General features: G+C 62.8%; 10 protein-coding genes. 4 read left to right on the top strand and 6 right to left on the bottom strand.

The features are described 5' to 3' along the window. Positions 1-424 precede the first annotated feature (424 nt). Positions 425-2221, top strand: coding sequence for an acyl-CoA dehydrogenase C-terminal domain-containing protein (locus tag B2D37_RS15980; RefSeq protein ID WP_079203612.1), 1797 nt, complete (start codon positions 425-427; stop codon positions 2219-2221). Between the two features lie 169 nt (positions 2222-2390). Continuing rightward, positions 2391-4169 carry an acyl-CoA dehydrogenase C-terminal domain-containing protein gene (locus B2D37_RS15975; RefSeq protein ID WP_079203611.1) on the top strand — a complete coding sequence of 593 codons (1779 nt, stop codon included), beginning with the start codon at positions 2391-2393 and terminating at the stop codon, positions 4167-4169. 66 nt (positions 4170-4235) lie between these two features. Here B2D37_RS15975 and B2D37_RS15970 read toward each other — a convergent pair whose 3' ends face one another. Together B2D37_RS15970 and B2D37_RS15965 are read right to left on the bottom strand one after the other, a co-directional pair. Further along, positions 4236-5804, bottom strand: a complete 1569-nt coding sequence (locus B2D37_RS15970) for an AmpG family muropeptide MFS transporter (protein WP_079203610.1) — start codon at positions 5802-5804, stop codon at positions 4236-4238. Between the two features lie 46 nt (positions 5805-5850). Further along, entirely contained in the window at positions 5851-6144 is a 294-nt protein-coding gene (locus B2D37_RS15965) for an MGMT family protein (protein ID WP_256573088.1), read from the bottom strand. A gap of 569 nt (positions 6145-6713) precedes the next feature. Here B2D37_RS15965 and B2D37_RS15960 point away from each other — a divergent pair. Continuing rightward, positions 6714-7718 (top strand): DUF481 domain-containing protein, encoded by a 1005-nt coding sequence (locus B2D37_RS15960; RefSeq protein ID WP_079203609.1) that lies wholly within the window; start codon positions 6714-6716, stop codon positions 7716-7718. A 160-nt stretch (positions 7719-7878) separates the two neighbouring features. Here B2D37_RS15960 and B2D37_RS15955 read toward each other — a convergent pair whose 3' ends face one another. After that, the gene (locus tag B2D37_RS15955) at positions 7879-9789 is read right to left on the bottom strand and encodes a beta-ketoacyl synthase (RefSeq protein ID WP_079203608.1); all 1911 of its coding nucleotides are present in this window, start codon (positions 9787-9789) and stop codon (positions 7879-7881) included. A 243-nt stretch (positions 9790-10032) separates the two neighbouring features. Between B2D37_RS15955 and B2D37_RS15950 the strand changes: the two genes are divergently transcribed. Continuing rightward, the gene (locus B2D37_RS15950; protein WP_079203607.1) at positions 10033-11670 is read left to right on the top strand and encodes an acyl-CoA synthetase; all 1638 of its coding nucleotides are present in this window, start codon (positions 10033-10035) and stop codon (positions 11668-11670) included. A gap of 264 nt (positions 11671-11934) precedes the next feature. Here the strand turns inward: B2D37_RS15950 and B2D37_RS15945 are convergent, their stop codons facing one another. The 3 genes from B2D37_RS15945 to B2D37_RS15935 all read right to left on the bottom strand — a co-directional run bounded on the left by B2D37_RS15945 (position 11935) and on the right by B2D37_RS15935 (position 14403). Continuing rightward, positions 11935-12288, bottom strand: coding sequence for a DUF5064 family protein (locus B2D37_RS15945; RefSeq protein ID WP_079203606.1), 354 nt, complete (start codon positions 12286-12288; stop codon positions 11935-11937). A gap of 33 nt (positions 12289-12321) precedes the next feature. After that, a complete protein-coding gene (arcC, locus tag B2D37_RS15940) occupies positions 12322-13251 on the bottom strand; it encodes a carbamate kinase (protein ID WP_079203605.1) in 930 nt (309 codons plus the stop codon). A 141-nt stretch (positions 13252-13392) separates the two neighbouring features. After that, a complete protein-coding gene (locus B2D37_RS15935) occupies positions 13393-14403 on the bottom strand; it encodes an ornithine carbamoyltransferase (protein ID WP_079203604.1) in 1011 nt (336 codons plus the stop codon). Positions 14404-14488 lie beyond the last annotated feature (85 nt).

Below are 14488 nucleotides of genomic sequence, written 5' to 3'. Positions count from 1 at the left end.
GAAAAAGCCGCTACCTCTCGAGGTAGCGGCTTTTCTATTTCCGATCAGTAACCAACCACGGCCGCGGCTCCATTGGCGTAGGCATGACCAGCGTTGTCTGGCGACAGTCTCAAACAGCTCCGCCAGCAATGCTCTGTCCCTGTTACTTGTTGCACGTAATTTTTGTCGGGTGGGTTAGTGGCGCTGCAGGATTTGCGCAGTAACTGCGGTAGTGGTGCGCCACGTAACCCGCCAAGCGCTAATGGGTCTGTCTCTGCTCAGGCCTGGCCCCGGCTTCGCGAGGAGGCTGGCACCTCTTGGCCGTGCACCAGCCATTTATGTCGACGCATTCAGCGGGCGTACGGTTGTTGTGGATCCGCCTGCTTCGGCGGTAGCGTGGGGGTATTGACCCGCGCCCTGCGCGCCTGCCTGACGGAGAACAACCATGCCCGAGTACAAGGCCCCCCTGCGCGACATGCGCTTCTTGATCGACGATGTCTTCGACTTCCACACCAGCTACGCCGCACTCGGCGCCAGCGAGGCGACGCCGGACATGGTCGGTGCAATCCTCGAAGAAGGTGCCAAGTTCTGCGAGCAGGTGCTGGCGCCGTTGAACCGTTCCGGCGACGAAGAAGAGTGTCAGTTTGATAACGGTGTGGTGACCACGCCCAAAGGCTTCAAGGAAGCTTTCGCCCAGTATGCCGAAGGTGGCTGGATGGGCTTGGCCGCCGACCCGGCCTACGGTGGCCAGGGGTTGCCGCATTCGCTGGGTTTGCTCAACAGCGAAATGGTCGGCGCCAGCAACACTTCCTGGGGCATGTATCCGGGGCTGACCCATGGCGCCATGTCGGCGATCCATGCCCACGGCACGGAAGAGCAGAAACAGACCTACCTGACCCGCATGACCGAGGGGCTCTGGACCGGCACCATGTGCCTGACCGAAGCGCATTGCGGCACCGACCTGGGCATTATCAAGACCCGCGCCGTGCCCCAGGCCGACGGCAGCTATGCGATCAGCGGCAGCAAGATCTTCATCTCTGCCGGCGAGCACGACATGAGCGAGAACATCGTGCACTTGGTGCTGGCCAAGCTGCCCGACGCGCCCGCCGGAACCAAGGGTATCTCACTGTTTATCGTGCCCAAGTTCCTCCCCGACACCGCCGGCCAGGCCGGTGAGCGCAACGCGGTCAGCTGCGGCTCGATCGAACACAAGATGGGCATCAAGGCCTCGGCCACCTGCGTGATCAATTTCGACAGCGCCCACGGGTTTCTGATTGGCGAGGCCAATAAAGGCCTCAACTGCATGTTCACCATGATGAACCACGCACGTCTGGGCACAGGCATGCAGGGGCTGTGCCTGGGTGAAGCGAGCTTCCAGGGCGCGCTCAAGTACGCCAACGAGCGCCTGCAGATGCGTGCCCTGACCGGACCAAAAGCGCCAGATAAACCGGCCGATCCGATCATCGTGCACCCCGATGTGCGACGCATGTTGCTGACCATGAAGGCGCTCAACGAAGGCAACCGTGCCCTGGCTTACTTCACCGCGCAGCTGCTGGATGTCGCGCACCTCAGTGAAAACATTCAGCAGCGTGAGGAAGCGGAAAACCTGCTGGCCTTGCTTACCCCGATCTGCAAGGCCTTCATGACCGACACCGGGCTGGAGGTGACCAACCACGGCATGCAGATCTTCGGCGGCCATGGCTATATCCGCGAGTGGGGCATGGAGCAGCTGGTTCGCGATTGCCGCATCGCGCCGATCTATGAAGGCACCAATGGTATTCAGGCCCTCGACCTGCTCGGGCGCAAGGTGCTCGGCAGCCAGGGCAAGCTGCTGCGCGGCTTCAGCAAGATCGTGCACAAGTTATGCGTGGCGCAGGCCGAGCATCCGCAGCTCAAGGGCTACGTGGCACAGTTGGCGACACTGAACACCCAGTGGGGCGAGCTGACCCAGAAAATCGGTCTGGCGGCGATGAAGAATCCTGACGAGGTCGGCGCCGCTTCGGTGGATTACCTGATGTACTCCGGCTACGTGATCCTGGCCTACTTCTGGCTGCGCATGGCGTTGGTGGCCCAGGAGAAGCTCGACGCGGGTGCCGGCGATGCGGCCTTCTACCAGGCCAAGCTGGCCACTTGCGCGTTCTACTTCAAGCGCCTGCTGCCGCGTACGGCCGCCCACCTGGCTGCGGCCGAGGCCGGCAGCGAGTGCATGATGAGTCTGCCAGCCGAGCATTTCGCGCTCTGAGCGATGCTTGAAACTAACCAAAGCCCGCCTGTTGGCGGGCTTTGGTTATCTGCGATTTGGCAAGCAGCCTGAGACTGTTCGGTCATAACACGACCCTATGTGTCTGAAATGTTGCTCGGTTAAACTCCCAGGCCTGCTTTAACCCTGTTGCTCCGTTCGAGGATTTTCCATGGCTGACTACAAAGCTCCCCTGCGCGACATGCGCTTCGTGCTCAACGAAGTGTTCGAGGTGTCCAAGCTGTGGGCCCAATTACCTGCCCTGGCCGACGTGGTGGATGAAGACACTGCCAGCGCCATTCTCGAAGAAGCCGGCAAGGTCACCGCAGGCATCATTGCCCCGCTCAATCGCAGCGGCGATGAGGAAGGCTGCACCTGGAACGATGGCGCGGTGAAGACGCCGGCCGGCTTTCCCGAAGCCTACAACGCCTACGCCGAAGGCGGTTGGGTGGGGGTCGGCGGCGACCCGCTGTTCGGTGGCATGGGCATGCCCAAGGTGATCTCCGCGCAAGTCGAGGAGATGGTCAACTCGGCCAATCTGTCATTCGGCCTCTACCCGATGCTCACCGCCGGCGCCTGCCTGTCGATCAACGCCCACGCCAGTGAAGAGCTGAAAGAGCAGTACCTGCCGAACATGTACGCCGGCATCTGGGCCGGTTCCATGTGCCTGACCGAGTCGCACGCCGGCACCGACTTAGGGATAATCCGCACCAAGGCCGAGCCGCAAGCCGATGGCAGCTACAAGATCAGCGGCACCAAGATCTTCATCACCGGTGGCGAGCACGACCTGAGCGAAAACATCATCCACCTGGTGCTGGCCAAGCTGCCCGACGCACCGGCTGGTCCCAAGGGCATCTCGCTGTTTTTGGTACCCAAGTTCATGGTGGCTGCCGATGGCTCGCTGGGCGAGCACAACGCGCTGTCCTGCGGCTCGATCGAGCACAAGATGGGCATCAAGGCTTCCAGCACCTGCGTGATGAACTTCGACGGCGCCACCGGCTGGATCGTCGACGCGCCGAATCGCGGCCTGGCCGCCATGTTCACCATGATGAACTACGAGCGTCTGGGCGTCGGCATTCAGGGCCTGGCCACCGGCGAGCGGTCCTACCAGAGCGCCATCGACTACGCCCGCGAGCGCATTCAGAGCCGCGCGCCGACCGGCCCGGTCGCCAAGGACAAGGTCGCCGATCCGATCATCGTCCATCCAGACGTACGCCGCATGCTGCTGACCATGAAGGCGTTGAACGAGGGCGGTCGCGCCTTCTCCAGCTACGTCGCCATGCAGCTCGATACCGCCAAGTTCAGCGAGGACCCAGTCGTGCGCAAGCGCGCCGAAGAGCTGGTCGCCCTGCTGACCCCGGTGGCCAAGGCCTTCCTCACCGACATGGGCCTGGAAACCACTCTCCACGGCCAGCAGGTGTTCGGCGGTCATGGCTTCATTCGCGAGTGGGGCCAGGAGCAGCTGGTGCGCGATTGCCGCATCACCCAGATCTACGAAGGCACCAACGGCATTCAGGCCCTCGACTTGGTCGGGCGCAAGGTGATCGGTAGCGGCGGGGCGTTCTACCAACACTTCGCCGAAGAGATCAAGGCCTTCACCGATTCGGCCGATGCTTCGCTCGCCGAGTTCACCGAGCCGCTGAAAGCTGCCATCGGCAATCTGGAGCAGATGACCGTCGATCTGCTGGCGCGGGCCAAGGCCAACCCCAACGAAATCGGCGCCGCCTCGGTCGAGTACCTGCAGGTGTTCGGCTACACCGCCTACGCCTACATGTGGGCACTGATGGCCAGGACGGCGTTGGGCAAGGAGGGTCAGGACGACTTCTACGCCAGCAAGCTGGGTACCGCGCGCTTCTACTTCGCGCGCATCCTGCCGCGTATCCACTCGCTGACCGCCTCGGTCAAGGCCGGCAGCGCAAGCCTCTACCTGCTGGATGCGACGCAGTTCTAAGGCACACCCTGCAACGCCAAAGCCCCGGTCATGTACCGGGGCTTTTTTACATCTACTGGCGATGGACTAGTGGTTGGCTTCAGTCTTCAGCGGCGGGATGTCGAGCGTTTCGGCTGGCGTCGAGCCATTGGCTTGCGGGCGTTCGCGCCTCCATTGCAGGGCAATCAGAATCAGGGTCGGGATTCCCAGCAGGGCGGTGATCAGGAAGAACTCGGCATAGCCGAGTTTCTCCACCAGCACGCCGGAATAGCCACCGATCAGTCGCGGCAACAGCAGCATGATCGAGCTGAGTAGGGCGTATTGGGTGGCCGAGAACTGCAGGTTGGTCAGGCTCGACAGGTAGGCGACGAACGCCGCCGTGGCCAGGCCGGCGCTGAAGTTGTCGGCGGAGATGGTGACGATCAACATCTGCAGGTCGGCGCCCATGCCGGCGAGCATGAGGAACAGCAGGTTGGTCGCCGCCGATGCTATGCCGCCGATGAACAGGATCGGCAGGATGCCGAAGCGCACGATCAGCAAGCCGCCAAAGCCGGCGCCGAGCAGGGTCATGACCAGGCCGAACAGCTTGCTGACGCTGGCGATCTGATCCTTGGTAAAGCCCTGGTCGATGTAGAACACGTTGGCCATCACGCCCATCACGGTATCCGACATGCGGTAGGTCGCGATCAGCCCGAGCAGCAGCAAGGCCTGCCAGCGGTAACGCACGATGAAGTCGTTGATCGGGGTCAGCACCGGTGCCAGGCCGCGCCGGCCCATGCTCGACAGGCACAGCGTGGTGAGGATGGTGTAGAGCAAGGCGCGCAGAAAGGCGCGATCTTCGAGGAGCAGGCCGAGCAGGCTGATTTCGCCCCGTACCAGGCTGGCGAAGTCGGTGTAATAAAACTGGGTGAACATCGCCGGCATCGAGACCAGCAGCACGATCAACACCAGCACCGAGGCGATCTGATGGCTGAAACCATAGCGCGCCGCGGCCAACTGGGTTTGCAGCGGTACCGCCGGTTCGCGCATCCACAGGCTGGTGAGCAGGCCCGGCAACATCAGCAGGGCAAACACCAGGTAGGTGCCGGACCAGGCGCTGTGCTGGTAAAGCTGTACGGTAGAACCGAAACCTTCGGCGAAGTACAACGCGCCGGCGGTGGCCAGCAGCGCGGCGACCCGGTAGCCGGCCATGTAGCTGGCGGCCAGGGCCGCCTGGCGGGTGTCTTCGACGATCTCCAGGCGGTAGGCATCGATGGCGATGTCCTGGGTGGCTGAGGCGAAGGCCACCAGCACCGCCAGGGAGATTAGCCAGGTCAGATTGGTCTGCGGGTCACACAGCGCCATGCCAGCCAGGCCTATGGCAATCAGCACCTGGGCCAGTACCAGCCAGGAGCGGCGCCGGCCGAGCCTGCCGAGCAGCGGCAGGCGCCACTGGTCGAGCAGTGGCGACCAGACCCATTTGAAGGCGTAGGCCAGGCCGATCAGGCTGGCAAAACCAATGGTTTCACGTGCCACGCCAGCTTCGCGCAACCACACCGACAGCGTCGAGAACACCAGCATATAGGGCAGGCCGGCGGCGAACCCGAGGAGCAACAACACCAGCGTGGCGGGGCTGGAATAGGCGGCGATGGCTTCGCGCCAACTTTTACGGGGCATTGAGCGGGTATCTGTCTGCGGAGAGAGAGTGGGTTCAGGGCGCACTCTAACCGCTGTGCTCCATTGGGCGCCAGCCGTGCCGTCGGATATCCACGCGATCATTGATGACCAGCACGCCTTCGGCGCGCAAGCGCTGCCGTTGCTCCGCGCCGGAAGCGCTGCCCGCCGGCAGGCTCAGGCGACCGCTGGCGGCGATCACCCGATGCCAGGGCAGTGTCGTACCCTGCGGCAGCTGGCTGAGGCTGCGTCCTACCCAGCGGGCGGCGCGGCCAAGGCCGGCCAGCTCAGCCAATTGACCATAGCTGACCACCTTGCCCGCCGGAACGTGCGCGAGCGTCATATACAGTGCCTCGCGTCGTCCTTCCGGGCTTGCCGCTGACCGGGGCGCAGCGGCTTGCGTGGCGGCTTCATCCTGAGCTGGCGGTGGTCGATTGATCATGCTGCTGCGCACCCTGCGGTTATCTGCGTTGGTGGGTTGGGCCAGGCCAGTGGTGGCGGACAGGGTCGCGCTGAATAATGGCGACCGCCTGAGCAGGCGACATTCTGCTGCTCGCCGGCGGCAAGCGGGCGCTGAAAACCCGCTATGCCGGCCAGGTGCCGGTCGCCTGCAAGGATATCGATACCTGGCGATCGGACAAACCCCTGTTACTGCGCCGAGCGAGCACTGCAGCCAACCGCCGGGCTCGCCTGTCGCTGCCGTACGAGCTGGAGCAAATGGGTGGCCTGGGGCGTACCTCCTCCGAGCGCCATTATCTGCTGGGGCCCAGGGTCAGAGGCTCGGATCGTGCCATCATGGCGCCGGTCGCCTGGCTTGAACTCCGATTAATTCCGACGGTCAGTGCTTGTTCAGAGGTCGGGCTTGCGCATAATGCTCGGCGTTTATTCAATCAGAGTTTTTCAAGCATTCTTATGATTTTCAGAACCCTGCTGTGCCTGACCCTTGCGGCCGCTACCAGTCCTCTGCTGGCCGATACTGTGTGGTTGAAAAACGGCGATCGGCTGAGCGGTACGATCAAATTCTTTGAAGGGAAAAAACTGCTCCTGGAAACCGAGTACGGTGGCTCGATCGCGCTGGATTGGAAGAAAATCGCCACCCTCGAAAGCGACCAGGAGCTGCTGATCAAGGAAGGCAAACTTACCGGTGAACGGGCCAAAGCCCTGCTGGCTGCCGAGCAGGGCAAAGTCACCCTGGCCAATGGCGAAGGGCCGCGAACCATCGAACTGGCGAGTATCGAGCGGATCATGAAGCCCAAGCCACTGATCGAGGATTTGACCTGGGAGGGCAATATCGATGCCGCGCTGGACTACAAACGCGCCGAAACTGATACCGATGACTATGATGTCGACCTGAAAACCCAGATGCGCCATGGCCTCTGGCGGCACTCTGCCGCGGCCGAGTACAACCGCGAGTTCCAGGACGGCGTAGTGGCCACGGATAACTGGGGTGCCGAGTATGCCCTCGACCGTTTCTTCAATGAGCACTGGTTCTGGGAGGGGCGTGTCGATTACAAGCGCGATCAGATCGAAGAACTGCAGCGCCAGCGCACCGTCGGTACCGGTCCGGGTTACCAGTTCTGGGATAACGAATTGGGCGCCTTCTCCGTCGCCGGCTTGATGAACCGCACCGACTACCTGTATGCCAATGGCGAGAAGGACAACTTCTATGCCGTGAGCGCGAAGTGGGACTACAACCGTTATCTGGTCGGCAAGAGCTTCGAGCTGTTCAGCACCGGTGAGGTCGGCAAGCCGCTGGCTAATGTCGCCGAATACGCCCTGGATGCCGAGGTGGGACTGCGCTACAAGGTCACCGACTGGGCTTCGCTGAACATGAAGGCCGAGAAAGATATCGTCAGTGGTTCGGAAGGCGATATAGACGAAACCCACTACAGCCTGGGCTTTGGTGTCGGCTGGTAAGCCATTTCGCAGCCAGTCAGCTGTAGTTTGAATCGCTCTGGCCATGTGCCGCAATGCCGTTCACTTGAGCCAAGTGAGCGGCATTTTTCTTGGCATGCAAAGGCATAAAGCGATACCCCGCGGAGCAATCTGAACCGGTCCGCAACCACCAGGTAGGCGGTTAGTCGAGCATGTCGGTGAAGCGGTCATCCTGCTTGAACACCAGCGGCTGAGCGAAGCCCGGCACCTTGATCTGTTCGGTGCCCAGCTCGATGGCCTTGTCGTCGATCAGGTCGCGGCCGAAGTTGTAGATGATTTCCAGTTGACCCTGCATGGCCTGTTCGTCGTAGGCGCGGGCGGCGGCGCGGGTCTGTTCGCGGCGTGCGCAATAGGCGGCGAAGGCCTCGGCGCCGTGACGCTTGCGCAGCATCTTGTCGACCACATGGGGCGCCAGCACCACGGCGCTGGCGTTGTTGCCGCCGAAGCCCTTGGAGTTGATGAAGCACACGTCCAGCGCCTGCTGGCCGAGCTGACGATCCTCGGTGGCGATGTGCAGGTGCTGTTGGAAGACGTCATCGGCGACCGCGTCGATGGTCTTGATTCCGGGGATGACGCCGTACTTGAAGCTGCCCAGGGCGGAGATCACCTGGTCGCCGCTGGCGGTGGCCAGGGAGTGGCCGACGAAGGCCTTGACTGCGGTCACCGGCCATTGCTCGATGGCGAAGGTGGCGGCGATGCGGTCCAGTAGTTCCGATTCGGTGGTGCGATTGGCCGGGGTGCTGGAGCCGTGGGCGTGGACGAAGCTGCGCTGGCGCACGGCATCGAGGCCGAGCAACTGCACGGCGCTGGCGACGGCCTTGGCCATGGTCAGGTAATTACCGGGGCCGGGGGCGGAGATGGATTTCTTGAAGCCATCGGCGTTGACGAATACATCCGGCACCGCGCCGTGGATGTCGGCGCCCAGCTCCAGGGCCAGTTCGTCGTCCATCAGCACCACGAACTGGCAGGCCTCGGCCAGGGTGAAACCGCAGTTGTCGCCGAACGGGCGGCTGGCGCGGCGGAAGTTCACCTGTTGCTGGCCTTCGATCTGGCGCAGGCCCTCTTCGGTGGCCAGCGCGCCCATGGCGCCGTAACCCTCGATGCACTCCTGATTGAGCGGCGCTTCGCTGCTGCCGACGATCACCACCCGGGCCTTGCCCGTGGTGATCTGCTCGATGCCCTTCTGCAGGTTGTAGAGGAAGGTGGCGCAGGCGCCGGTGATGCTGCCGGTGCTGCCGACACTGCCGAGCACGTAGGCGTTGATGAAGTCCGCTGGCATGCTGTTGAGGCCCAGGGCCAGCTGCTTGGCGGTGACCCGGCCGCCCTTGAGGCGCGATTGCATCATGCCGCCGAAGCCGTTTTCGTCGAGCTGGCTCATGATGCAGCTGGCGAACACCGCGACTTCGTCCGGTTGTACCCGATCGACGATCGATTGCCAGGGCAGGCCGGTCGAGCGCAGGGCGTCGGTCACCCCGACGATGGCCATGCTCAGGCCGCGCGGGTGGAAGCGTGAGTTGTAGTGTTCGCTCGGCTCGAAACCGCTGGGCAACTGACCGGCGGACTTCACCGGCAGGGCGCGGTAGCTGTCGACCTTGAAGTCGCAGTTGTCGTGCAGGGTGACGCGCACCTCGGTGGCGTTAAGCTCCTCCACCGACCAATTGGTCGGCAGTGGCTCGGGCAGTTGCTTGCGATTGCTAATGAAGCTCAGCGGGGTGCCGGACGCGCCACTGACGCTGATGTTTTTCTGCCAGTGGGCGGCGTCGACATCCAGATGCTGCTTTTCGATACGCCGTACCAGGGTCGAGGCGAGAATCTGTTCGGCAAAACGGCTGTCGATCTCCGCCAGGCTCAGCGCCGTGCCGTCGATGGTCTGGTAGTTGCCGTCGAGTACCTGCAGCAGTTTCATCATCACGGCCAAGCCGGCGAGGGTTTCCTGGCGTGCGCGCAGGTCCATCGACTCGATCACGGTGCGGCGGAAGCCGTGGTGAAAGGAGCTGCGGCCGGCTGCGTTATAACCACCAAAACCAACAATCACGGGTAAGCGAGACTTCACGCGGGAAACTCCTTCAAATAAATACGCCGGACAAGCTCAGATGAAGCGATACCTGCTTGTCGCTCGCCCAGGGACCCGCAAACACGGGGTAATTCGATGGGGCGAGCTGTGGCTCGACTGTTCGGGTGATTATGCTGACGTGATTTATGACCCGTGAGTCACTGCTTCGACCAAGGTAGCGCTTCGGCAAAACCATACTACTGGTAAGGTTTATCCAGCCCAAGGTTCCGCTGGAGAACAATAATGCACAGCCCCAACCCCTACGAATATGGCATGCCGCGCGAGGCGGCGAATTTTCAGGCACTCAGTCCCTTGAGTTTTCTCGAGCGCGCGGCGAGTGTCTACCCGCAGCGCACGGCGCTGATCAACGGTAGTCTGCGCCAGACCTGGGGCGAGACTTACCGCCGCTGTATTCGCCTGGCTTCGGCCCTGGCGCAGCGCGGCATTGGCCTGGGCGATACGGTAGCGGTGATCGCGCCGAACGGCCCGGCGATGTTCGAGGCGCACTTCGGTGTACCCATGTGCGGCGCCGTGCTGAATGCCATCAATACCCGTCTGGATGCCGAAGCTATCGCCTTCATCCTGCAGCATGGCGAAGCCAAGGTGCTGCTGGTCGACAAGGAGTTCGGCGAACTGGTGCAGCGCGCCACCAGCCACCTGCCCAACCGGCCACTGATTATCGGCATCGACGACCCGGAATATCAGGACGGCCAGTTGATTGGCCAGTTCGACTACGAGGCGCTGTTGGCCGAAGGCGACGCCGACTATGCCTGGCAGATGCCCGCCGACGAGTGGCAGGCGATCTCGCTCAGCTACACCTCCGGCACCACGGGCAACCCCAAGGGCGTGGTCTACCACCACCGCGGCGCGCACCTGAATGCCTTGTCCAATGCCATGTGCTGGGACATGAGCCGCTTCCCGGTGTACCTGTGGACGCTGCCGATGTTCCACTGCAACGGCTGGTGTTTCCCCTGGGCGCTGGCGGCCTATGTCGGGGTCAATGTGTGCCTGCGCCATGTGCGCGCCGAGGCGATTTACCCGGCGATTGCCGAGCATGGCGTCGACCACTTCTGTGGCGCGCCCATCGTGCTGAACATGCTGGCCAATGCCGCCGATGAGCTGAAGGCGCTGAAGACCCGCCCGGTCAAGGTGCTGACTGCCGGCGCCGCGCCACCTGCGGCAGTGATCGAGGCCATGGAAGCCATGGAGTTTCGCGTCACCCACGTCTATGGCCTGACCGAAACCTATGGCCCCAGCGTGGCCTGCGAATGGAAGGAGGAGTGGGACAGCGAAACCCCCGAGCAGCAAGCGCGCCTGAAATCCCGCCAGGGCGTGCGGGCGCCATTGCTCGACGGTCTGATGGTGGCCGACCCGGACACCCTGCAGCCGGTGCCGAAGGACGGCCAGAGCATCGGCGAGATCATGATGCGCGGCAACGTGGTGATGAAAGGCTACCTGAAGAACCCCACGGCCACCGCCGAAGCCTTCGCCGGCGGCTGGTTCCACTCCGGCGACCTGGCGGTGTGGCACGCCGACGGTTATGTGGAGATCAAGGACCGCTCCAAGGACATCATCATCTCCGGCGGCGAGAACATCTCCTCGATCGAGGTGGAGGACGTGCTCTACCGTCATCCGCAGATCCTCGAAGCGGCGGTGGTGGCCATGCCCAGCGACAAGTGGGGCGAAACCCCCTGCGCCTTCGTCACCGCCAAGCCGGGAGTCGAACTGACGGAGGCCGAAGTGATTGCCTTCTGCCAACAGCGTATGGCGCGCTTCAAGGTGCCTGGTCGTGTGGTCTTCACCGCGCTGCCAAAAACTGCCACCGGCAAGGTGCAGAAGTTCGTCCTGCGCGAGCAGGCCAGGGCGATGGCGGCGACCTAGGAGCCTGTCGAATTCTGGTGTACGCACTCGCCTGCGGGCTAAGCGGCGCCGCTGCTGCGAATCAACAGATGATGGTTGCTGTGCGCGGCAGTGTGGTCGATGGGCGAGCGTGCTGCGCCGTTAGCGCCAGGTCTTCGGGTTGCTGCGCGCTGGCGCGACGGGGCCGATCGTCATCGACGTATGGCTGCAACGCGAGGCTCGGCATGGGCGCGCTATCGCCCCGTTGCTGCCGGCCCGGGCCTGGTGCGCAACAAGCCCGGGCAGTTACAGCAAGTGCTCTGGCTTGACCGCCTCACCGGAATGCAGATCGAGGCGCTGGCGGATGTCTTCGAACATGGCGTCGTATTTGTGGTGCATTGAGATGATATTCGCCGTTTTCGGCAGGCCGTGTTTCTGCGCGAGGTGGAAACAGTTGCTGGCAAAGTTGCAGGCCATGTCCCTGGGCAGTTCGAATTCTTCCGTGAAGGCTGCGCCGTTGATTTCACCGTGCATGCTGAAGTGCATGGCCGTGCCCGTCGCGGGATCATTGACCACCTGATACTCGACGTTGATGTCGTAGCCAAAGTCGTTGGGCTGCAAGGGCGCACGGGTGATATGCAGATGGCCGGGTTCGCTCATGGCGAGGCTCCTGTAAGTATGAATAGGGGGATGTCAGCGGTAGTGAATGCCCGGTTGCGCCGTGCTGATCCGGGTGCCGGCCTTACCTTGGACGATGGCTTGGATATCCGCCAATGCGCCGATCACCGCGACTTTGCCGGTATTACGGGCGAACTCGCAGGCGGCCTGGACTTTCGGCCCCATGGAGCCGGCGGCAAAGTCGAGTTGCTCCAGGGCGTCCGGGTGGGCGGCACTGATGGTTTTTTGCGTCGCCTGGCCCCAGTCGACATACACCGCGCTGACATCGGTGGCGATCACCAGTAGATCGCTCTGCAGCTGTTCGGCCAGCAGCGCCGAGCACAGATCCTTGTCGATCACCGCTTCCACGCCCTTGAGCTTGCCGTCTGCGCCGTACAGCGTCGGGATACCGCCACCGCCGGCGCAGATGACGATGCTGCCTTTCTCCAGCAGCCACTTGATCGGGCGGATTTCGAAGATCCGTATCGGCCGCGGGCTGGCGACCACGCGGCGAAACTGCTCGCCATCGGCGGCGATACTCCAGCCTTTTTCGGCGGCCAGGCGCTCGGCCTCGACCTTGCTGTAGACCGGGCCAATCGGTTTGCTCGGGTGTTGAAAGGCCGGGTCGGCCGGGTCGACTTCCACCTGGGTCAGCAGGGTAGCGAAGGGCACCTCGACGGGCAGCAGGTTGCCCAGCTCCTGTTCAATCATGTAGCCGATCATGCCTTCGGTTTCGGCGCCCAGCACATCCAGCGGGTAGGGGCTGAGCTCGGTGTAAGCGGCGGCCTGCAAGGACAGCAGGCCGACCTGGGGGCCATTGCCGTGCGCCACCACCAGCTCGTTGCCGGGGGCTATTTTGGCGATCTGTTCGGCGGCGATCCGGATATTGATCCGTTGATTGTCCGCGGTCATGGGTTGACCACGGCGAAGGAGGGCGTTACCGCCCAGTGCAACGACGATACGCATAGTGCATGTCCCTCTCGAAGGTGATGACTCTTGCCTGTAGCCGCTGGCAAGCTAGCGACTTGCCCCGTGCGCTGTGGCAGTTACACCCGCGCACGGGACTCCTTCGCGGTCTATCGGCAGCCCCAGGGGCGGGGTTATCCGTCAGATATCAGCCAACGCCGAGACCAGAATCGCTTTGATCGTGTGCATGCGATTCTCCGCCTGCTCGAAGGCGATGTTGGCCGGCGACTCGAACACCTCTTCGGTGACCTCCACGCCGTTTGCCAGGTGCGGGTAACGTTCGGCCAGCTCCTTGCCCACTTCGGTCTCGCTGTTATGAAAGGCCGGCAGGCAATGCATGAATTTCACCCGGGGATTGCCCGAGGCTTTCATCATCTGCGCATTCACCTGGTAGGGCAGCAATTGGGCGATGCGCTGGTCCCATACCGCGGCGGGTTCGCCCATGGAGACCCAGACATCGGTGTGGATGAAATCGACGCCCTTGACTGCTTCCTCGGGGTCTTCGGTGAGGCTCAGGCGCGCGCCACTCTCGGCGGCGAAGGCCTGACATTGGGCGATAAACTCGGGCGTCGGCCAGAGATCCTTGGGCGCACCGATGCGTACGTCCATGCCCAATTTGGCGCCGATCATCAGCAGCGAGTTGCCCATGTTGTAGCGGGCATCGCCGAGGTAGGCGTAGCTGATCTCATGCAGCGGTTTGTCGCTGTGCTCGCGCATGGTCAGCACGTCGGCAATCATCTGGGTTGGGTGGAATTCCGCCGTCAGACCATTGAACACCGGCACGCCGGCGTACTTGGCCAGCTCATCGACTATCTCCTGGCCGAAACCGCGGTATTCGATGGCGTCGAACATGCGTCCCAGCACGCGGGCGGTGTCCTTCATGCTCTCCTTGTGGCCGATCTGCGAGGAGCTCGGCTCTATATAGGTGACATGGGCGCCCTGGTCATGGGCCGCGACCTCGAAGGCGCAGCGGGTACGGGTCGAGCTCTTCTCGAAGATCAGCGCGATGTTCTTGCCCTTGAGGTGCTGCTGCTCGGTGCCGGTGTAGGTGGCGCGCTTCAGGTCGCGGGACAGATCCAACAGATACTGCAGTTCGCGGGCGCTGTGATGCATCAAACTCAGCAGGCTACGGTTGTGCAGGTTGAACGCCATGACGGATTTCCTCTTGAGAAATTAACGTTTTTAACCCCGGCGCTGGATCAGCGTCGGGATTGTCGCGGCTCGGGTAAGGGCCGCT

The organism is Pseudomonas sp. CC6-YY-74, from assembly GCF_002025205.1.
GTDB lineage: Bacteria > Pseudomonadota > Gammaproteobacteria > Pseudomonadales > Pseudomonadaceae > Aquipseudomonas > Aquipseudomonas paeninsulae.
This window is presented reverse-complemented; position numbering and strand designations above follow the sequence as displayed.